This window comes from Enterococcus sp. DIV0240d, from assembly GCF_051711245.1.
In the GTDB taxonomy this organism is placed as follows: Bacteria; Bacillota; Bacilli; order Lactobacillales; family Enterococcaceae; genus Enterococcus_D; species Enterococcus_D casseliflavus.
Map to the genome: position 1 here is coordinate 2,769,659 of NZ_JBIOMG010000001.1, position 18,690 is coordinate 2,788,348.

Here is an 18,690-nt window from a genome sequence, read left to right on the forward strand (position 1 = left end):
TCTTCTCTTGTTGAGACGGTATGCTGCATTTTCGATCCGCTATCTTCCTCAACTGATATAGTGATTCTTTTAATCATTTTTAGTCATCCTTTCTCAACGTTTGCTTTAGATGCTCGAATCATTTTTAAATCAAAAGGCGCTCCTTCGGATACCGACTCATAAACCGAATAGAACCTCATGTGACGTAAGATAGTTTTTGCGATATCTAGATCACTAGCTGTATCTGTGTATTCCTTCAAAAGCGAAAGTTCAACCTTTAAACCACCAACTGTTAGTCGGTATCTATTCTTTGCCTTTCTTGCCATCATTTACCCAACTCCCCTACTTTTTGATCCGTATACTGCCGTAACTCGCTCACACGCTGTTCTAACTGTTCCTTGTCGTTTTGCACCGTGTTCAGTTGTTGGCGCAAGCTATCGGCTTCCTGTTGCTTTGTAGCGATCTCCTGTTGCTTTTGTTCGATCTCCCGTTGCTTGGCTTCAATTTCCTTTTGCTTGTCCGATTTGATTTGTTCAATTTCGGCTTTCAGCTGCTCCTGTGTGAGAATGTTGTTGGATAGCTGTGATTCGAGTTCTGACACACGTTGCGATTTCGTTTGTCCGTATTGCAAGACTGTGTTGAAATTTGCCTTGATCGTGTCCAAATCCTGAAATGCGTTGCTTGCTGCGTAGCCGATAACGCCGCTACCTAGTGCTAGTCCGATGATTGCTGTTGTTTTTGCTAGTTTGTTTTTCAATGTTGTATCTCCTTTTCATCTTTTTATTTGTGTCAATATTCAAAAGAATTGAACCTAAGCTTAGAATGATTGAAATTAAAGAAACTATTGTCACCAAATGACATCCTCCTTTATCCAATACTCCAGTTGCGATCGGCCACTTCATCAATTCCTAATAAATCTGCAATAGCATAGATATGATCTTTCATAAGCTCTTGAAAGTCTTCGCAAGTCGCTGGTTTTCCGTCTACTTGTAAATTCGATGATTCGGCATACTCCATTGCACTTTTTAGCGCATCTTTGACGTTATCGAATTCCATTATTTCTCCTCCAATTCCAAAACGTTCAATACTGCAGGCGTTGGTTGAAGATCCGTTAGACTAAAATGATCGTAGGTTAGTACATTTAAATAAGCTAAGGCTTCATCAAAATCTACTCGCTTAATCGACGTATAACGGACAACGTTCATGCGTTTCTTAAGCTTCGAGTGGATACGACTCATGAACATGCCTTTCCAAGCTTTAAATAGATTGCCACTGTATGTTTTACCTTGGCGCTTTTGATGTTCTTCGGTTAAGCTAATGGCTAGTTTGCTGACGATTGAGCGCAATTCCTTTTGCTCTTCATACGTGATAGTGACTTGCTCAGACATTTTTTCATATAACGAGCGGCTTTCGTTGACGTGTTCTTTTACTTCGTCTTTCAGCTCAATCATTTCTTCTTTGATATTTCCCATTTCACGCAACAAACCTACCAGCGCTTCACTTTGTTTGCCTTGTGTTTCCAATGTGTGGATCAATGCGATCGTGTTGTTTTTAGTTAATTGATTACCCATGCTACTTCTCCTCCGATTTCTTGTTTGATTTGTTTTAATAATTTTTCAACTCTGGAAATTGAATCTGTGAGTTTTTGCTTTGTCTCATCGTTCGCACCAGCGATTGCTTGCGAATCGTATACCGTTACCGCTTGTTCTTTAACAAATTGATTCATATTGATAATGAGTTTATGAACACTGATATCAGCATCACGTTTCAACCGTTTTAGTTGTGCTTGTTCTAGTTCATCATTTTCAACCTTCGCTTTTTCTTGCAACGCTTTTTCGGAATCCGCTATACGTTGTTTCAAAGCTTCCTGTTCAGCTTTAAGCGCTTGGTTTTCTCTGGTGATTTCATCAACGATCTTTGTAGATTGCTTAAGCTGCTGATAGTCGTCTGGAACCTTTTCGACAATGACTTCTTTTTCAACTACTTCCGTTTCTTGCTCATTCAGATCATCAATCATCTGTGCTTGTAGTTTAATTTGCTCATCCTTTGCTTTTAGCTGTTTCTCAAGCTCTCGATATTCTTTGGTGGTTTTTATATCACCTGAGAGCACCATTTCTACCGCTTCTGGTTTAGCTGACGGTTTAGATATTTCTGTTTTAAGTGTGGTTGGTAGTTCTTGGAACATTTCGATTTGTTTGTATTCGTTCATTTGGCGAACGAATTTTGCTTGATTGATGTAGGCGTACACACTAGTTTTTTTCAATCCAATTGAAATGAACCATTTCTCGAATGTACCTGTTTTGAAACTAGCTAGTTTTTCTTGTGCTTCAATTAATTTCTCACCTAATTGAATTGAACTGTTTAGAACGATTGATTGTAGTTCCTGTTCTTTTAGTTTTAAAAATTGAGCAGTGGTATCATCTACTATTGAATAGTCAAAATTTGTTGAAACTTCATTCAATGTCATTCTCCTTCCTTTGGTATAATTTCCTTATCAGTGTGACAGGCTGAAATAATTGATAAGGAGGTGGCAACTTTGAAAGACTATAAATTGGATTTCCAGTCTGAATTGCCCATAGAGTTCGTAAATGAATTCAAAATTGAGGTGCCAGATAAAACTCGTACATTATTTACTTTCAACCACGATATGATTCTTCAAGAATTCGAAGATGATACTGTAATATGTGTTGCTCGTGATAGTGAGTTTTTAACTATCTATTCGAACCGCAAATTCAATCAGACAATACCGGTACGAAGCAAGAAGGTTATTATTTCTTTTGAGGAATAAGCTTTCCTTCACCTGTTTGCGGATCATATTCTATTTTCGATTCTGGATGTTTGCGTTTAGTCTGCTCCTTGCTACTTCCGATAGCTTGGAGCAATTTTGCTAATTCATCTGGTGTTGCTTTGATTGTGATTTCGATTTTTTCGTTATCCATTATTTTTCTTCCCTTCTTTTCTTGGCATTAACTCAAAAATCATTTTTCAATTCCACTTTAGACCCTAGCGCCAAATTAATTTCCTCAACGAGCTGATTACATATCTTCCCATCTGCAGTCCATTCATAATTGCCGCTTTTAACATGACCGATTAGCCTATATAATTCATTTGCTAGAGAAGTCATTTCTGCCGCTTTTTCCAGAATCTGGTCGCCGATTTTCTCTAGTTCTTTTTCTTTATCATTCATTTTTATTCTCCTTTCTTTGGTATAATTTCCTTATCAGTCAGTGGTGCTTCCCGATCCCGATTTTGTGTTCTTCCATGAAAGCGTCGATATCTCGAACATCGTATTTTGGATTACTCTCATCATCAAGAACGATTTGCTTCAGTCCTCGCTTAATCCATGCATTCATAGTCTTTGGACTTGTCCCAGCGTAGATACAAGCCTCACGCTGATTCAGGTATCGCTTAGGAACGTACTTTTTTAAAATAAGTTGAATAGTTTTTTCATCAATATCCGGCATGTCTTTCCCCCTAACTACAATTCATACATTGCGATGATCGAATCAATAATTTTGTTTGCTTCCGCAGAAGTCCGTTTGCCATTCAAAATCAAAGACAGATTACTCTTGCTAATGTTGAATCTTTTCGCAAGCGTTGTGTATGTTAAGAAAGGCGAATTATCAACATACGCTTTAATTTTTTCCCTGTCTTTTTGTGTAATTTCTGCAATGTCAGCCATATCTAAATCTCCTTTCACATATTTCGTAAACAAATTTAACGACTTATATACAAACTTGTTGACTGTTTTAACACCTAGTGTTAAAATTAGTCCATAGTTAAATAAGACATAAAACAATTGATTTTAAAGCTTTCTTGGCGGTTGGCGTTTAATCATCAATGGTGTTTTTGTTGTCCATTTAGTCGTTAAACTTGTTTACAAGAATTATATTAACACCTCATGTTAAAATTAGCAACAGTTTTAACATTTTTTGTTAAATATTTTTTCTTGAATGAAAGGAATATTGATATGACAACGTTTGAGAGAATAAAAAATTTAGCAAAGAATCAAGGAAAGTCCTTAAATACTGTGGAAGAAGAATTGGGGTATGGAAAAAACGTCCTTTATAGATTAAAGACAACTAACCCCTCAGCTGAAAGGTTACAAGAAATTGCTGATTACTTTGGAGTCAGCGTAGATTATCTTTTAGGCAGAGAAGACAAAGCTTCTTTAGCAGAAAAGCATGCCGTATTCGCTTTTGACGGCGAACCAGTAACCGATGAAGAAGTAGAATTTTTGAAATCAGTTCTTGCCGCTAAGCGTGCTGCTGAAAAAAAGTAAAGTGATGTGATGTGTATATGTGCGAGGTTAATCATCATTTGCTAAAAATAGTAAATGATATGGGTTTGGATCTGATCTTTGTCGATATGGATCGAAGCGGTATATATTATGCTAGTGAAAAAACAATTTTTTTAAGCAATAGATTACTCGAAATGAATTCTGACTTTGAAATTTCACACGAGTTGGGTCATTGTATTAAGAAGCATGAAGAATTATCCGATTACTACAACGCTACTGACTATGGCAGGCGGAAGTTAGAATTCGAAGCCAATAGAATTGCGATTGAAATCCTACTATATATTTGGTCAAATGAATATGATTTTGAGAAAGAACAATTGAATGCGGTTAACTTTATGGAGCATTACAATATCCCGTGGACTTTAGAAGGATACGTTCGAGAGAGTATGAGCAATTACGCATAAAAAATACCCCTACCGAAGTTACCGCTTCGATAAGGGTTACTCATTTCTGAGATTGTACAAATATATTATATCAAAGAAATGAGGAAAAATAATGAAAAGAATAGTTTTTGGGTTACTATTTAGCACTTTATTTTTTGTTGGATGTACACCAGAAAAATCTTCCGTGACAAGTGGCGAGGATGTAGAATCTACAACTATTTCAAGTACCAAAGAAAAAATTGAGTTTAGTGTGTACCAACCTCAACATTACTTGGAAAACAATAATTTTAACTTGTCTGGTAAAGCTGATCCAGAAAGTAAAATTACCGTAAGTCAAGGTGATGAATTAGTAACAGAAATCGAGCCAACTGCTTCTGGGTCTTTTAGCATGACAGCCTCACTTCCAGAAACTGAAGATGTCACGTATGAAGTGTCCAATGGAACAGATACGAAAAAAGTGATTGTGAAATCAAAAGCAACGTTAGAAAAAGCCGCTGCTGAAGCTGAAGCTAAACGAAAAGAACAAGAAAAGAAAAAAGCTGAAGAAGAGAAAAAAGCCGCTGAAGAAAAGGCTGCAAAAGAAGCCGAAGAAAAAGCTGCTGCTGAAAAGGAAAAGAAAGAAGCGGAAGAAGCTGAACGCAAGGCTGCTGAAGAAGAGAAAGCAAGTTATGACACAGGCATTACTTATGAAAACTTAGCTAGAAATCCTGATACGTATATGCTTGAAAAAGTTAAATTCTACGGAAAAATCATTCAAGTGATTAAAGGAGAAGATGTTTCTCAATTTAGATTCGCTATAGATGATAACTACGATCAAGTTATCTTGATTGAAATATCAGAGGATCAGTTATCGAACAATCGCCTTTTAGAAGATGACTACATCACAATTCGAGGTGTCTCTTACGGTGAGTATACTTATTCTTCTGCTATCGGCGGAGAAATTACAGTGCCTGCTGTAGTAGTAGATTCTTTTGAACTTAACTAAATAAAAAAACACGCCCCTCTATCTTGGCGGACGAGAGCGTGCTAAGCAATAAACAAATAGGCTTATTTGCTATGCCTATTGTAACAAAACTAAGGAGTTGAAGCAATTGGCTAAGAAAAAGCAAGATATCCGAATAAAAGAGTACATCAAAAAAAATGGCGAAAAAGCTTATATGTTTCAACTGTACCTAGGGACAGACCCAGATACAGGAAAGCCAATTCGCACAACAAGGCGTGGTTTTAAGACAACAAGAGAAGCTCGTTTAGCAATAGCTGATTTAGAAGTAAATGGTATGCAAAAACAAGAGGTTGCTGAGGAGCCCGAGATTCAAACGTATGAAGAAATATATGACTTATGGTATGAGGAATACAAATCAACAGTTAAAGCCTCAACTCTTTTAAAGACCGAACGTGTTTTTAAGAATCATATACTTCCTGCATTTGGTGAAAAAAACATTCTAGAAATAAAGCCTATGGATGTACAAAACCAAATGAATATTTGGCATAAAAAATTGGTTCGAGCAAGCATGGTCATGAATTATGCTGGTCTAGTTTTCGACTACGCCATTCGTATGCAGCTGATCAACATGAATCCAACTAAGGTAATAAAGAAACCTGTTAGAAAAAAAGAAGTAACCGAGGATAAGGATTTAAACTTCTATGATAAAGAAGAGTTAAAACAATTTATGTCTGCTTTAGAAAGTGATAGCAATTTTAGAGCATATGTATACTTTCGTCTCTTGGCTTTTACCGGAATACGCAAAGGTGAATCGCTAGCGTTGAAATGGACTGACATTGATTTCAAAAATCAAACACTCAACATTAATAAAGCTGTGTCCAGAAGCGCTAGCGGACTTTATGTTCAAACTCCAAAAACGCCTTCTTCTATTCGTAGGATTTCATTAGATAACAAAACAATCGCTATATTAAAAGAGTTCAAAAAGAAATCTCCGGATGGTTTAATCTTTCAAAGTGAAGACGGTGGAATTCTTTCGCCAGCCAAACCTAGAAAATGGTACTTAGTCACAATGAAAAAATTACCCGAAGATTTCAAACAGATCTCAATACATGGTTTTCGTCACACTCACGCTTCTCTCCTATTTGAAGCTGGGGCATCTATCAAAGATGTTCAATCGAGGTTAGGTCATTCAGATATTCAAACCACGATGGATGTGTATACTCACGTTTCAAAAACTGCAAAAGAACAGCTGGCAAATAGATTCAATACTTATGTGGATTTTTAATTTTGGTAGTCAATTTGGTAGTCAAAAAGCTGAAAGCATTATGATATCAACGTTTTACCGACTCCCGCCATCTCCATAAAGAAAAATCGATTAGATTTTCGTAGTTTTTCCTAAGTGTTCAAAACCTTGATTTAAAGAGGTTTTGAGCGCTTTTTTTGTATTTTTAGTTCCCCAATGTTTTTCGTAGTTTTCTTGTTTGGTAGTCAAATGGTGGTTAATTATCAGCTTTAAACCGATGTGCTATTCCTCGCTTTTCTTAGATTGTATTTCTTATACCGATTGAACCTACATTAATTGTTCAAGTGAAGTCAGATGCTTTTTTTTAAGCAATCAAGGCTCTTCAATGGCGTACCTTTTCACCAAATTGTATACGAATCTCTTTTTTGCGAGTTTTTCTTGGACTGATTTTTTTACTCTATTTTTGATTTAAGGCTTTTTACTCCTTAGTATCTTTAGATACACTTTTTTTCACTCCTGTTTTGCGTTCTCAACGGCTTTCTTTGCTTCTACAATAGTTATTTTCCCTGCCTCATCGCATGAAATTTTTTGAAGATGTTTCTTATCATCAAAGCTTGATGTAAGTTTCATAATCTGCTTGATCATCAACAATCTATGATAGTTCGTTGCTGGCTTGATCTGACTCTGCCTCAGCAAAAAAAGTGCTAATTAAAGTGTTTTCGATTTCTCTACAATTTCCTTTACTCGTTCACAAAAACTATCTGGATTCATTCCAGGTTCCATTTTCTCAGCCTCATCAGGAAGTAAATCATTCAGGTACAATGTAGCTTCTTTGTTTTCGGTATACATTTCCTCGTAGTGATCGACTAAATAATGTTCCAAATCTATGGAAAACATAAAAAAATTAATTTCTTCGGAAAGTCCTTTTTCAATAAAGTTGAAAAATTTATCCATTTATCACACCTCCTTGACTAAAGTTTATCAAAATATTACAGAGCGTTCTTTACCTTCTCCTTGAATCTTGTAAGGTCTTCGTAAAATTTAGCATGTTCCTTCTTCTCTTTATGATCCTCAGTATCAATTTTTCTTCCAATCAAACAATTAGTGATTTATATTCCATTCCTCTGTCCACCATAATTTTATGTACAATAATAGTACTCAACCATTGATTTATGATTGAGTGCTATTTATCTTCTATTAACTCGATTGATTTCAAATCTGATTCAGCATAGATTGCGGATCCAATTGATATTTCTTCTTCTCCAGAAACAGAGGTATACCCATCAGTTTTAACCGCTTATTTTCTTCTGTATAGAATCTACCCGTCTGTTACGTCTCGCAGAAACGACACAACGCTTAGAATCGTACGTGATCAAATGATAATCGCCTTCCCTTCTTTCTTATCCTTTGATATGATGTTTGCATCAAACGAAGGACGTGATTAGATGAAACTAACCTTATTGGCACCCTCTTTTTCTGTCATCCAAGTAGAGCGTATTGATCCTTCGATACTGAAGATCGTTCCTCTATTTTTTGCCCATACGTCAGAAGAACTTTCTTTGGTGTTACCAACGGCAAAGGTTCCAGCTGAAACACTAAACAGAGAAGATGGATGGAAAGCGATGAAAATAATTGGTGTGCTGGATTTTAGCTTAATTGGCATTATTGCAAAAATCTCTTCCCTTCTAGACGAGGAGTCAATCAGTATTTTTGCTGTTTCTACCTTCAATACTGATTATATTTTAATCAAGGAACATCAGGTAGAACAAGCTCGTACTGTTTTAACCGCCAATGATTATTCCTTTGTCAATTGAGAAAAACTTGTTCTTCCTTACGATAAGTTACTCTCGCTCGCTTTATGAAATACAAAAGAACGACTGAACCAAAGAAGTTCAGTCGTTCTTTTGTATTTCACTTGTCGTTTAACAAAGATAAGAGTACTGGGTATCCCAAATAAAAGACTTCCCCAAGCTTTCATTTGCCCCAGTACTCTTCATTGCTCGTTGTTAAGATAATCATAATACAAAAATGATTTTTATTCAATAACTATGCTTTAAAAATAAACAAAATGCTATTTTGTGACAATTTATAGGGGTTTCACTTCATTTCTAGCTAATATTCCCTATATCTGTTTATATTCTAAATGGTTCCATGAAGCATCAGTTGATGAGATGCGATCCCTTCGATAGCGATCCTCCTTCTTTTAAAGTTTTGAATTTGAGGAAATTCAGCCTTGTCAATCTCGCCTTCCCATGCTAACATGGTTATGCAAACGTTAACATTAAAATGCACACGTGAACATTAATTTGAGGAGGATTTTTAATGGCAAAAATTACAGATGTACAAACAGCGTATTATCGGATACCTCTTCCAGAAATCATGGAAGATGCGAAGCATGGCTTACACACCCACTTTGAAGTGCCTATCGTCAAGATCGTTACTGATGATGGACGTGAAGGGGTCGGCTATACGTATACTGGTGGCTTCGGTGGCGAATCGATCGCCAAACTGATCGATAAAGAACTAAAAGCGATCCTTTTAGGGAAAGATCCAGCATGTGTGGAAGCCTTGTGGGATCAGATGAACTGGGGAATCCACTATGTTGCCAGAGGCGGTTTAGCAAGTTTCGCCATTGCGGCTTGTGATATCGCCTTGTGGGACTTACGTGCGAAAAAAGCACAAGAACCCCTCTACAAACTTTTAGGCGGCGCAAGCAACAAAGTAAAATGCTATGGTGGTGCGATTGATCTAAACTTTCCTCTTGAAAAACTCTTAGCCAATAATCAAAAATATTTAGACATGGGATTAAAAGCGGTCAAAATCAAATTGGGACAAAAAACACTTGCCGAAGATATTGCTCGAATAAAAGCGGTCAGAGAATTGATTGGTCCCGATGTTGTCTTTATGGTGGATGCCAACATGAGCTGGTCTGTTGAAAAAGCGATCAAAGCCGCCAAACTGATGGCGCCTTATGACATTTTGTTCCTTGAAGAACCAACGATCCCCGAAGATTACGAAGGCTACGCTCGTATCGCTAAAGAAGGGCAAATTGCGGTGGCAGGCGGAGAAAACTTGCGCACCCCTATCGAATTTGCTCATATGATCAAATATGGCAATGTCGATTTTCCGCAACCCGACGCTTCCAATTGCGGTGGGATCACCGGCTGGTTGAAAATTGCTGCCTTAACACAAACAAGTAACTTATCTGTTTCTACACATGGCATGCAAGAATTGCACGTTAGTCTACTAGCAGCGATGCCTAATGCTGGGTATCTCGAAATGCACAGTTTCCCAATCGATCAATACACCACGAGACCGTTAGTGATCGATCCATCCGATGGATGTGCGATTGCACCAGAAGAACCAGGGATTGGCGTCACCTTTGACTGGGAGAAACTTGCTCCTCATAAACAACCCTTTTAACTGAAAACCCACGCTGATTTCCTTTAGGATGAGGAAATCGGCGTGGGTTTTTATTACAGAATCAATGGTTTTTCTTCAAATGGAAGCCACCGTTCATCAATCAGGGAACGATACCAAGCGGCTGATTTTTTTAATGACCGAGTCCGTTCTTCATTTAGCTCGACTCGTACAAGACCATAGCGGTTTTTGAACGCATTCATAGGTGAAACACAATCGGTAAATGCCCAAAGCATATAGCCTTCGCAGTTGGCGCCTTCCTCGACGGCTTTTAGCAGCCAGTAAAGATGTTCGGTAATAAACTGAATCCGATAGTCATCTTGGACTTGACCTGTGGCATCCATATACTGTTCTTCATTTTCCCGCCCCATACCATTTTCAGTGATCAGCCATGGAATATTGCCATAATTCTCCTTAAGATAATTAGCCATATCGTACATGACCTTCGGATAGATTTCCCAGCCACGGGAGTTATTCATTTGTTTTCCTGGCAAATCAAAGGTCTCATAAAACATTTCTGGATGAAATGGTGTATCCGAATGCCATTGATATCGTGGTGCCCGCACGCGTTTCGGGTAGTACTGATTGACACCTAAGAAATCCACCGTATGGGTGCGGATCATTTCCAAATCTTCTTCTGTCGGATCAAAGTAGATGTCATAGGTTTGGCAAAGTGTGATAAGTTCATCTGGATAATGCCCCTTAACCATTGGATCAAAAAAGATTCGGTTGAAAAAAAGATCGTACATTTTTTGCGCGTTTTGATCCTCTGGTGAGGAAGAGCGTGCGTAAACCATTTCTGGATTTAGCACACAACCGATGCGCCCCTCGTAGCCCTTTTCATGATAGACAGCCACCGCTTGGGCGGAAGCCAATACTTTGTGATAATTCCAAAGCATCCATTTTTTTGTGTTTTGCTCATGGGGCCAGCGGATCGCATCGAGATAGCAACGAGTCTGAATAACGATCGGCTCATTGAAGGTAAACCACTGTTTGACTCGATCACCGTAACGCTCGAAGGCGATTTCGGCATAACGAGTATATAGATCGACCACTTTCCGCGAGCTCCAGCCATCATAGGCATCCATCAAACTAGCTGGCAGTTCATAATGTTCCAAACAAAGCATCGGTTCGACCCCAGCCGCAAGCAATTGGTCGATCAGCTGATCGATATGAGCAGCATAATCTTCATCAACGATCAGCTGTTCATGGTCGGTAAAGAAGCGCGCCCAGTTGATCGATGTTCGGTAATGGGTCAAATGAACCTCCTGCATCAGTTCAACATCCTCTGAAAACTTTTCCATAAAATTCGTCGCAACAGCCGGCCCGTAGCCATTATGCCAGACAAAGCGTTCTTCTTTGTACCAGCGGTCGAGATACGAATCTTGCCCTTCTTTCTTTCCTTGCCAGCCTTCTGTCTGCCAAGCAGACGAAGCAGCCCCTAAAATAAATGTTTCAGGTATTTTTACCATTTTTTTAAAACTCCTTTATGCAACTTCATTGGTCGTACGATTCATTACCAAAACAAAAGGTAGATAGATCAAAATTGCCACGACAATACAGATAACTTGCGTGATCACAGCCCCGATATCCCCAGCAGTAGCTAGATAAGCATTGACGATCGGTGGCATCGGCCATGGGACCATTACCACCGCTTTAGCGGCAAAGCCTAGACTTGTCGCCACGTACCCAATCGTTCCTGTTACTAACGGTGTCAGGATAAAGGGAATCGCCAAAATGGGATTCAGCATAATTGGCATTCCGAAGATCACTGGCTCATTGATATTGAAAATCCCAGGTGCTAATGACAATTTAGTGATTTGGCGCATGTCCTCCCGCTTGCCGACGATCAAAATCGCAATCAGCAACCCAATCGTAACCCCAGAGCCGCCCATACTCATATACATATCCCAAAACGGCATCGTAATAATATTGGGTACTTCTTTTCCAGCTTCAAAAGTTTCCGTATTGACAGCGATCGCTGCCAGCAACAATGGTTCGCGAATGGGTTTGACCATCTGGTTCCCATGAATCCCGATGACCCAAAAAACTTGTGCGATAAACATCAACAACAAGATACCTGGCAATCCTTGGACGATCCCTTCCAGTGGTCGTTGGACGACATTGTAGATGATATCGTAAGCATACATCCCTGTGAGTGCTTTGATAGCAAAACCAGCGGTGGCGATGATGGTCACGGTGAAAATCGTTGGAAACAATGCCGAAAAACTTGCCGAAACATTCCCAGGAACACTATCAGGCATCGTGATCTGCAGCCGTTTTTGTCTTCCTAACCACGCATAAAGCTCGATGGAAACGATCGCAACGAACATGCCTAAAAATAGGCCTTTCGTGTCAGTATATTGCTTAGCCAGCACGTTTTCGGCAACCACCGTAGCATCTTCGTGCAAAAATTCAAAGATCATTGGATTAACAGAAAGATAAGACATTACTGCGATGATTCCTGGAAAGACCCCAGAAATCTTATTTAATTTTGCTAGCTCAATCCCAATCAGAAACACTGCATAGATCGTTAAGAAACTCAACGTCACATAACTGACCGCAGATGAGATCGGTTTTAAACTTTCTAAAAAGCGCAGTGCCTCGATTTGTGCCAATCCATTTTCAGCATCAAAAACCATTGCTGAAAACAATGTACCAAACGCTCCTGTAATGATTACTGGAATCAAAGCAGCAAAGGCATTTTTAATGACCATGATGTAGCGTAAATTGTTGATCCTATTGGCAAACTTTCCTAAAACGTCAGCGAGTCGATCCATAAATCCTTGCATAAAACTCCCTCCTATACCCCTATTCTTCAATTTTTAGAAAACGATTACATTACAAATGTAATTCATTTCCTGAAGAATGTAAACGCAGGAAAAGCCTTCAAAACAGGGTATGTAAAGCTCCAAGTTTACATACTTCGTTTTATCACTTATTATTATTTTGAGGTGAAGCAAATGGCGAACTACCATGACATCGCTGCCGATTTACGGAGCAAAATCAATCACGGGTTTTACGAAGAAGAGAAAAAATTGCCGAAGCAATCCGAACTGGCTGCGGATTATCAAACGAGCCGCGTGACAATTCAAAAAGCATTGAATATTTTACAAATGGAAGGCATTATTTACGGTAAAAAAGGCACGGGTACGTTTATCAGTGATTCCTATTCAACCTTCGATTACAACGCCAAGATCAATCGCGGGCTGACGAAGCGCCTTGGAGAGACAGGAAAAATCACCAGCAAGATCATTTCTTTTGCCATTCTTTTTCCCGATGAGAAAGAACAAGAAAAACTAAAAATTCGCAGTGACCAGCAAATTTATGATATCGTTCGTCTGCGTCTATTTGACGATGTACCCGTTGTTTTAGAATATACCATCATGCCGCTTCATGTCATTCCTGGCATTACCGAAGAAGTCTTATCCTCTTCAGTCTATAGCTACATCACGAACCAACTCCACTCCTCGATTGGAACATCTGTCCGTCGTATCAAAGCGGATCGTGCAGACACCTATGACCAGCAATACTTAGCTTGTGCCGCCACCGATCCCATTTTAGAAGTTGAGCAAACGGTTTACCTCGGCGATGGGACGCCTTTTGAATTTTCCCAATCACGGCACCGCTATGATATGGGGGATTTTATTGTTGTAAATAATTAATACGCTGCGGATCAAGTGCCTCTAAGTGAGGAGCGATACGCAGCGCATTTTACTTAAAAATATTGCTGATAGACTGTTTGACCAATTTCTCTTAGCCAACTGATCCCTTGACCACTACCGGTTTTATCATAGGAAAATGCCGCAATGATGATCCTCGTTTCATTGGCTTGTAAATACGCTACATCGTGTTCGATGCGGTCAAGACGGCCTGTCTTATTAAAAATGCGGCAAGCGGGCTGCGCAGTTTCCGCAAAATTTCCCGCTAATCCTTCTTGAAATTGCTGCTGATTTAAGGGTGAAAACCCTAGTGCAGCTTCTTCTCGTTTAACACACCTTAGTAGTAGTTTAGCAGCCGCCGAGGGGGTCAAGCGGTTCTCTTTGTCTTTGATCGGTCGCATCATATACCGTTCAAATTGAATCTCTGGCTCCTGAATCCAGGCCTGAAGCGTGGGCAACCCTACTAAGTCCAATAGTACATTGGTCGCAGTATTATCAGATACGGCGATCATCGCCGTGAGAAGTTCACTGATGGTCCAACCTTTCTTCTGAGGAAAAAGACGGATCACCCCAGCACCACCTGTCAGATCAACGGCGTTCACACCGATCAGCTGTTGCGGATCGATTTTTTCTTCGTTAATCTGTTCAAGATAATAGGCATACAAAACAAGCTTACTGATACTCGCTGCCGAAAACGACTTTTGACTCTGATAGTCAACAAGACATTCCGTTGGCGTACCGATCCATAAACCCATTTCCAAGGTTGTCTGATAGTTTTCTAGAATAGGCTTAATTGCTACACGCAAGTCATCTTTTCCCATCAAATGCCCCTTTCCTTACGATCATGAAAAGAATGTTCATGAGCATTCCTGTGATGCATTCGGCTGGTTTTGCCAATAACGCGCCGCAACTGCGAGTTCTGATTCATAATTAGAGCCAGTGATTTTGGTTTTCATGACCCGTGACCCAGGTGTTCTTGAATGAATCATTTCGTCATCCCCCAAATATAGACCGACATGATGGACTTCGCCTTTTCCTTCTTCATAAGCAAACAGCAGCAGATCCCCTGGTTGTGCCTGACTGTAAGGTACGATGTTTGCTTGTTGTGCTTGCTCGATCGTATCTCGGGGGATTAAAATACCATGAAGTCGATGCAGCGAATACATGAATCCAGAACAATCAAAGCCACTGCCGCTAATGCCTGCCCAGACATAGGGCTGGTTTATAAATTGTTCTGCCAAGGCTATTATTTTTTCTGGGAGCTTTGCCCATGTGTCCGATAGGACGTGAGCAAAAGCTTTAGCGATCGTTGCTGGTCCATTAGGCGTAGCCACTTGATAGGAATCTGCGGTTTCCCCAACAAGTGGTAAAACTGTTCCAAAAGAAACAAGTCGTGTGGTCGAGTCAAAAACAAGCACGGCTTCTTTTGCAATCACCCCAATCCTTCTTTTAGCTGTTGCATAATCTGGTGGCAATGGCTTCAATACCTCGTTCGGCAGATAACCGGGATACCCGAGTGGGTGTTTATTGCTTTTTTGATCCAAGACGATCACATGGGACCAACCATCCGTTTGGGTGATGACTTCTACTATCGTCCCATATAATACTTCGGAGTCCACTAAGCTTTCCTGATAAAGCCGCATCGTATCTTCATCAGTCAAAAAAGTGTGCAGCGCTTCTAAAGGAAATGCTTTGATTTTTGCTAGTACTTTGTTTTCTTTGGGTTCCTTCCATAAGAAGGAAGAGCCAGCCTGAACAATTTGTTTCATCTTTGCTCCTCTCATAACTATTTATTCGTTGATTCCTAGACCGATGCGTTCGGTGACCCTCAAGCTTCCTGGACGCTGAAGAACCCCTTGCATTTCAGGGGAAGTCGTTTGGGTCTCCCACATAAAAGGAACGTCCAGATCATAAAATTGGACGTCGGCCATCCCCAAGGCAAAATGGGCGGCTGCCGCCATTCCCCCATACCCTTCAATCATCGAACCGACCATCACTGGCATTTGATGCTCTTTTGCCAAGTGATAAATTTTTTGTCCCTCTTTGATCCCGCCGCTTTTCATCAATTTAATGTTCAAATAATTGCAGCAGTTTTCAGCAATCAAACGTTTGGCATCCTCATAGGAAAAAAGACTTTCATCAGCCATGATTGGAATCGTCGTACGAGCAGTCACATAGCTGAGTCCAGCAAAATCATGGGCTTTTACTGGCTGTTCAACAAACTCGATCGGAATGTCTTGCCATTGGTCTAAAATCTGCACCGCTTCTTCTTTGGTCCAGCCTTGATTCGCATCAATTCGAAAGGGAATCTTTCCTGCCAAGCGTTCATTGATGCGGCGAATTTTCGCAACTTCCTCTTCGATCGTTCCTGCCCCTAGTTTGATTTTCAAGGAGCGAAATCCCGCCTGGACTTTCGCTTGGGCATCATGCAGCATCTGCTCCTGTGAGCCAACACTGATCGTATAATCGGTTGTCAGTGTATTGGAAGAACCACCTAAATAGCGGTAAAGAGGCAAGTTGGCCGCTTTTGCCAGTGCATCATGCAACGCGATATCAATCGCCGCTTTAGGGCTCGTATGATGCTGGATCAGCGCATGAAGCTCATCCATTACTAGCAATTGGGCATCTACCTTTCTGCCTAACAGGAACGGGGCAAAGACCGTTTCGATATCTTTTAAAATACTTTCTTTTGTATCACCGGTGATCACTTCGGTAGGTGCTGCTTCTCCGATGCCAACGATCCCATTATCAAAAAAAAGCAGCACTCGAATCACTTCGACGGCGTGCACTTCTCTGAGCGCCGTTTTAAAGGGTGCATTCAGCTGGATCGGAATTCGTTTGGTTTCAACTGCTGTGATTTTCATTGGTGTTCCTCCCAAAAAGAAAAGCAGTTCTTATCTAGCTAAAATGAATACGTCATTGTTCGCTGCTAGAAAAAGAACTGCTTTATTCCTTGTTATCAAGTTGCTAAACATTCTAGTAACGTTTTTCTCGTCTGCTGCCCTCTTTGGCGAAGTCAGACAATGAATAGACAAAAGGAGCTTTTTTCTCCTTATTCTTCGACAAAGACATTTTTATAATCATAGGCCGCGCCAACACTATGAACGATGAGGCCTTTGATTTTTGGCGACCGTAGATGTGCTTCAGCACTTTGGAAGAGTGGAATAACGCCTAAGTCGTCGGTTAAGATTTTTTCTGCTGCTACCATATTTTCCCAACGGGCTTCTGGATCGTTAGTATTTTCATTGGAGGCTTGTTCGATCAATTGATTGTAGTCATCATTTAGCCATTTTCCACGATTATAGGAACTGTCTTTTTTGAACAATTCCAAAAAGTTGATTGGATCTGCATAATCCCCGATCCAGTTGTTCATGACCATCTCAAAATCGCCGCTATTTGAACGATCCAAGCGCACAGAAAATGGAACGTTTGTGACTTCGACAGTCAGCCCATCCAGTGTTTGCTGCAAGGTACCTTGAATGTATTCTGCCATTTTTTTCGATTGATCGGTATCTGATGTCAACAGTTCAAAAGACAATGTATCGATACCCAGTTCAGCTTTTGCCTTTTCCCAATATTCTTGGGCTTTTTCTTCGTCAAAGGCTAACGTGGTTGCCGCATCCTCGACAAAATCAGCCTTTGTCTCTGGATTAAACGCTAGGTCAGAAGGAACAAAACCGACCGCCGGTAAGGAGCCGTTGCCTAAAATATTGTCAACGATTTGTTGTCGATTCATACTATACGAAATGGCTTGGCGCAGATTTGCATTTCGAAAAGGCGAATCTTCTGGTGCTTGATTCATTTCTAAATACTGAGTGGTTGCACTAGGCTGAACAATGTAATCAGGATGATTCACATTCTGCATCGCCAATTCACCGCTTAAAATAATGTCATCGGCTTGTCCGCTTTCGTACAAGTTATAAGCGGTCGATGAGTCTTTCACGACATCAAAGTTAATTGTTTCAAGTTTGACCGAATCAGCATCCCAATAATCGGGATTTTTCGCCAATGTCCATTGGATGTCGGTGCCTGGTCCAGCATAATTGGTCAATAGGAATGGTCCATTGTACGCCGCGTTTTCACTGGTTAAGGCATATTGGTCACCGAACTCTTCTACGACACGCTCGTTTTGCGGGAAGAAAGTTGGAAAAGCCAGTAAAGATAAAAAGTAAGGCGTCGGTTTTTCTAACGTGATTTTCAATTCATGATCATTGACTGCTTCGATCCCTAACTCGCTTTTATCTAGCGTACCATCTGAAATAGCGGCAGCGTTTTTAACGGGTGCCAGCATATAAGCATAATTGGAAGCAGTGGCTGGATCAACGGTGCGTTGCCAGCTAAAAACATAATCAGCTGCAGTAACTGGATCGCCATTGGACCATTTTGCCTCTTCCCGCAGTGAAATGGTGTAAGAAAGCCCATCTTCACTAACTTCAGCGTCTTCGCTTGCACCAGCAATCACAGGAACATTGTTTTCATCTAAGCGATAAAGACCTTCATAGGCGTTGTTTAACGTGATAAAGCTGTAAGAGTCGGTTGCTAAAGAAATATCTGCACTGCCCATCTCTGCCGAAAATTGCACATTGATCACTTGCTCTGCAGAAGAAGCGGCTGATGAATCCGTCTCGTTATCTTCATTGCCATTTTGACAAGCTGCTAAAAATAAGCTGCCTAGTAACACAAGCGATACTGCATATTTGCTACGTTTCCCCATTTCTACTCATCCCCTTCTAACATTCAGATAATTCAAAAAATTCTGT

At 40.2% G+C, this 18,690-nt stretch carries 24 protein-coding genes; 8 read left to right on the forward strand and 16 right to left on the reverse strand.

The window, feature by feature from the left end; all coding sequences use genetic code 11:
- Nucleotides 1-83 precede the first annotated feature (83 nt).
- The 5 genes from IGJ25_RS13275 to IGJ25_RS13295 form a co-directional block, all read right to left on the reverse strand.
- Nucleotides 84-308, reverse strand: coding sequence for a hypothetical protein (locus IGJ25_RS13275; protein WP_438779404.1), 225 nt, complete (start codon nt 306-308; stop codon nt 84-86).
- Nucleotides 305-736 (reverse strand): hypothetical protein, encoded by a 432-nt coding sequence (locus tag IGJ25_RS13280; RefSeq protein ID WP_087664308.1) that lies wholly within the window; start codon nt 734-736, stop codon nt 305-307. Before IGJ25_RS13280 ends, IGJ25_RS13275 begins: the two co-directional genes overlap by 4 nt.
- Before the next feature lie 110 nt (nt 737-846).
- Nucleotides 847-1,035, reverse strand: coding sequence for a hypothetical protein (locus IGJ25_RS13285; protein WP_438779405.1), 189 nt, complete (start codon nt 1,033-1,035; stop codon nt 847-849).
- Nucleotides 1,035-1,550 carry an ORF6C domain-containing protein gene (locus tag IGJ25_RS13290; protein WP_438779406.1) on the reverse strand — a complete coding sequence of 172 codons (516 nt, stop codon included), beginning with the start codon at nt 1,548-1,550 and terminating at the stop codon, nt 1,035-1,037. The genes IGJ25_RS13285 and IGJ25_RS13290 overlap by 1 nt, the downstream gene beginning before the upstream one ends.
- Nucleotides 1,535-2,446, reverse strand: coding sequence for a hypothetical protein (locus tag IGJ25_RS13295; RefSeq protein WP_438779407.1), 912 nt, complete (start codon nt 2,444-2,446; stop codon nt 1,535-1,537). The genes IGJ25_RS13290 and IGJ25_RS13295 overlap by 16 nt, the downstream gene beginning before the upstream one ends.
- A gap of 69 nt (nt 2,447-2,515) precedes the next feature.
- Between IGJ25_RS13295 and IGJ25_RS13300 the strand changes: the two genes are divergently transcribed.
- Complete coding sequence (locus IGJ25_RS13300; RefSeq protein WP_438779408.1) at nt 2,516-2,767, forward strand: hypothetical protein; 252 nt, start codon at nt 2,516-2,518, stop codon at nt 2,765-2,767.
- Here the strand turns inward: IGJ25_RS13300 and IGJ25_RS13305 are convergent.
- Genes IGJ25_RS13305 through IGJ25_RS13320 form a run of 4 tightly spaced genes read right to left on the reverse strand, consistent with a single transcriptional unit; the run spans nt 2,748 to nt 3,661 of the window.
- Nucleotides 2,748-2,918 (reverse strand): hypothetical protein, encoded by a 171-nt coding sequence (locus IGJ25_RS13305; protein WP_438779409.1) that lies wholly within the window; start codon nt 2,916-2,918, stop codon nt 2,748-2,750. The genes IGJ25_RS13300 and IGJ25_RS13305 overlap by 20 nt on opposite strands.
- A 32-nt stretch (nt 2,919-2,950) precedes the next feature.
- On the reverse strand, nt 2,951-3,166 hold the full coding sequence (locus tag IGJ25_RS13310) for a hypothetical protein (protein WP_438779410.1): 216 nt from the start codon (nt 3,164-3,166) through the stop codon (nt 2,951-2,953).
- Between the two features lie 37 nt (nt 3,167-3,203).
- Nucleotides 3,204-3,443, reverse strand: coding sequence for a DNA-binding protein (locus tag IGJ25_RS13315; RefSeq protein ID WP_428208835.1), 240 nt, complete (start codon nt 3,441-3,443; stop codon nt 3,204-3,206).
- A gap of 14 nt (nt 3,444-3,457) precedes the next feature.
- Nucleotides 3,458-3,661 (reverse strand): helix-turn-helix domain-containing protein, encoded by a 204-nt coding sequence (locus tag IGJ25_RS13320; protein WP_428208836.1) that lies wholly within the window; start codon nt 3,659-3,661, stop codon nt 3,458-3,460.
- Between the two features lie 288 nt (nt 3,662-3,949).
- Here IGJ25_RS13320 and IGJ25_RS13325 point away from each other — a divergent pair, with 288 nt between their 5' ends.
- The 4 genes from IGJ25_RS13325 to IGJ25_RS13340 all read left to right on the forward strand — a co-directional run bounded on the left by IGJ25_RS13325 (nt 3,950) and on the right by IGJ25_RS13340 (nt 6,890).
- Nucleotides 3,950-4,261: a helix-turn-helix domain-containing protein gene (locus IGJ25_RS13325; protein ID WP_428208936.1), complete on the forward strand. Its 312-nt coding sequence runs from the start codon at nt 3,950-3,952 to the stop codon at nt 4,259-4,261.
- Between the two features lie 38 nt (nt 4,262-4,299).
- Nucleotides 4,300-4,683, forward strand: a complete 384-nt coding sequence (locus IGJ25_RS13330; RefSeq protein WP_428208837.1) for an ImmA/IrrE family metallo-endopeptidase — start codon at nt 4,300-4,302, stop codon at nt 4,681-4,683.
- 91 nt (nt 4,684-4,774) lie between these two features.
- Nucleotides 4,775-5,647, forward strand: coding sequence for a hypothetical protein (locus tag IGJ25_RS13335; protein ID WP_428208838.1), 873 nt, complete (start codon nt 4,775-4,777; stop codon nt 5,645-5,647).
- A 106-nt stretch (nt 5,648-5,753) separates the two neighbouring features.
- A complete protein-coding gene (locus IGJ25_RS13340; protein ID WP_438779411.1) occupies nt 5,754-6,890 on the forward strand; it encodes a tyrosine-type recombinase/integrase in 1,137 nt (378 codons plus the stop codon).
- A gap of 666 nt (nt 6,891-7,556) precedes the next feature.
- Here IGJ25_RS13340 and IGJ25_RS13345 read toward each other — a convergent pair.
- Nucleotides 7,557-7,802 carry a hypothetical protein gene (locus IGJ25_RS13345; RefSeq protein ID WP_010749707.1) on the reverse strand — a complete coding sequence of 82 codons (246 nt, stop codon included), beginning with the start codon at nt 7,800-7,802 and terminating at the stop codon, nt 7,557-7,559.
- Between the two features lie 491 nt (nt 7,803-8,293).
- Between IGJ25_RS13345 and IGJ25_RS13350 the strand changes: the two genes are divergently transcribed.
- Both IGJ25_RS13350 and IGJ25_RS13355 read left to right on the forward strand, forming a co-directional pair.
- Nucleotides 8,294-8,662: an ACT domain-containing protein gene (locus IGJ25_RS13350; RefSeq protein ID WP_225001397.1), complete on the forward strand. Its 369-nt coding sequence runs from the start codon at nt 8,294-8,296 to the stop codon at nt 8,660-8,662.
- A 508-nt stretch (nt 8,663-9,170) separates the two neighbouring features.
- Complete coding sequence (locus IGJ25_RS13355; RefSeq protein ID WP_081116486.1) at nt 9,171-10,271, forward strand: mandelate racemase/muconate lactonizing enzyme family protein; 1,101 nt, start codon at nt 9,171-9,173, stop codon at nt 10,269-10,271.
- Nucleotides 10,272-10,324: 53 nt separating this feature from the next.
- On the opposite strand, the gene IGJ25_RS13360 is transcribed toward IGJ25_RS13355, so the two are convergent.
- Together IGJ25_RS13360 and IGJ25_RS13365 are read right to left on the reverse strand one after the other, a co-directional pair.
- Nucleotides 10,325-11,740, reverse strand: coding sequence for a glycoside hydrolase family 1 protein (locus IGJ25_RS13360; protein WP_081116487.1), 1,416 nt, complete (start codon nt 11,738-11,740; stop codon nt 10,325-10,327).
- Nucleotides 11,741-11,755: 15 nt separating this feature from the next.
- Nucleotides 11,756-13,060 (reverse strand): PTS sugar transporter subunit IIC, encoded by a 1,305-nt coding sequence (locus IGJ25_RS13365; protein WP_081116488.1) that lies wholly within the window; start codon nt 13,058-13,060, stop codon nt 11,756-11,758.
- Between the two features lie 171 nt (nt 13,061-13,231).
- Here IGJ25_RS13365 and IGJ25_RS13370 point away from each other — a divergent pair, with 171 nt between their 5' ends.
- Nucleotides 13,232-13,933: a GntR family transcriptional regulator gene (locus IGJ25_RS13370; protein ID WP_010749712.1), complete on the forward strand. Its 702-nt coding sequence runs from the start codon at nt 13,232-13,234 to the stop codon at nt 13,931-13,933.
- 53 nt (nt 13,934-13,986) lie between these two features.
- Here the strand turns inward: IGJ25_RS13370 and IGJ25_RS13375 are convergent, their stop codons facing one another.
- The 4 genes from IGJ25_RS13375 to IGJ25_RS13390 form a co-directional block, all read right to left on the reverse strand.
- Entirely contained in the window at nt 13,987-14,751 is a 765-nt protein-coding gene (locus IGJ25_RS13375) for a serine hydrolase (protein ID WP_081116489.1), read from the reverse strand.
- Nucleotides 14,752-14,787: 36 nt separating this feature from the next.
- Nucleotides 14,788-15,699, reverse strand: coding sequence for a C40 family peptidase (locus tag IGJ25_RS13380; RefSeq protein WP_225001398.1), 912 nt, complete (start codon nt 15,697-15,699; stop codon nt 14,788-14,790).
- 21 nt (nt 15,700-15,720) lie between these two features.
- Nucleotides 15,721-16,794: a dipeptide epimerase gene (locus IGJ25_RS13385; RefSeq protein ID WP_438779412.1), complete on the reverse strand. Its 1,074-nt coding sequence runs from the start codon at nt 16,792-16,794 to the stop codon at nt 15,721-15,723.
- Between the two features lie 188 nt (nt 16,795-16,982).
- A complete protein-coding gene (locus tag IGJ25_RS13390) occupies nt 16,983-18,644 on the reverse strand; it encodes a peptide ABC transporter substrate-binding protein (RefSeq protein WP_225001399.1) in 1,662 nt (553 codons plus the stop codon).
- Nucleotides 18,645-18,690: the final 46 nt, after the last annotated feature.

Coding starts and splice junctions, on each gene's coding strand:
- IGJ25_RS13295 (WP_438779407.1), bottom strand. CDS start 2,446: ATGACATTGAATGAAGTTTCAACAAATTTTGACTATTCAATAGTAGAT.
- IGJ25_RS13320 (WP_428208836.1), bottom strand. CDS start 3,661: ATGGCTGACATTGCAGAAATTACACAAAAAGACAGGGAAAAAATTAAA.
- IGJ25_RS13385 (WP_438779412.1), bottom strand. CDS start 16,794: ATGAAAATCACAGCAGTTGAAACCAAACGAATTCCGATCCAGCTGAAT.
- IGJ25_RS13290 (WP_438779406.1), bottom strand. CDS start 1,550: ATGGGTAATCAATTAACTAAAAACAACACGATCGCATTGATCCACACA.
- IGJ25_RS13380 (WP_225001398.1), bottom strand. CDS start 15,699: ATGAAACAAATTGTTCAGGCTGGCTCTTCCTTCTTATGGAAGGAACCC.
- IGJ25_RS13365 (WP_081116488.1), bottom strand. CDS start 13,060: ATGCAAGGATTTATGGATCGACTCGCTGACGTTTTAGGAAAGTTTGCC.
- IGJ25_RS13275 (WP_438779404.1), bottom strand. CDS start 308: ATGATGGCAAGAAAGGCAAAGAATAGATACCGACTAACAGTTGGTGGT.
- IGJ25_RS13285 (WP_438779405.1), bottom strand. CDS start 1,035: ATGGAATTCGATAACGTCAAAGATGCGCTAAAAAGTGCAATGGAGTAT.
- IGJ25_RS13350 (WP_225001397.1), top strand. CDS start 8,294: ATGAAACTAACCTTATTGGCACCCTCTTTTTCTGTCATCCAAGTAGAG.
- IGJ25_RS13345 (WP_010749707.1), bottom strand. CDS start 7,802: ATGGATAAATTTTTCAACTTTATTGAAAAAGGACTTTCCGAAGAAATT.
- IGJ25_RS13360 (WP_081116487.1), bottom strand. CDS start 11,740: ATGGTAAAAATACCTGAAACATTTATTTTAGGGGCTGCTTCGTCTGCT.
- IGJ25_RS13355 (WP_081116486.1), top strand. CDS start 9,171: ATGGCAAAAATTACAGATGTACAAACAGCGTATTATCGGATACCTCTT.
- IGJ25_RS13325 (WP_428208936.1), top strand. CDS start 3,950: ATGACAACGTTTGAGAGAATAAAAAATTTAGCAAAGAATCAAGGAAAG.
- IGJ25_RS13370 (WP_010749712.1), top strand. CDS start 13,232: ATGGCGAACTACCATGACATCGCTGCCGATTTACGGAGCAAAATCAAT.
- IGJ25_RS13390 (WP_225001399.1), bottom strand. CDS start 18,644: ATGGGGAAACGTAGCAAATATGCAGTATCGCTTGTGTTACTAGGCAGC.
- IGJ25_RS13335 (WP_428208838.1), top strand. CDS start 4,775: ATGAAAAGAATAGTTTTTGGGTTACTATTTAGCACTTTATTTTTTGTT.
- IGJ25_RS13375 (WP_081116489.1), bottom strand. CDS start 14,751: ATGGGAAAAGATGACTTGCGTGTAGCAATTAAGCCTATTCTAGAAAAC.
- IGJ25_RS13310 (WP_438779410.1), bottom strand. CDS start 3,166: ATGAATGATAAAGAAAAAGAACTAGAGAAAATCGGCGACCAGATTCTG.
- IGJ25_RS13305 (WP_438779409.1), bottom strand. CDS start 2,918: ATGGATAACGAAAAAATCGAAATCACAATCAAAGCAACACCAGATGAA.
- IGJ25_RS13315 (WP_428208835.1), bottom strand. CDS start 3,443: ATGCCGGATATTGATGAAAAAACTATTCAACTTATTTTAAAAAAGTAC.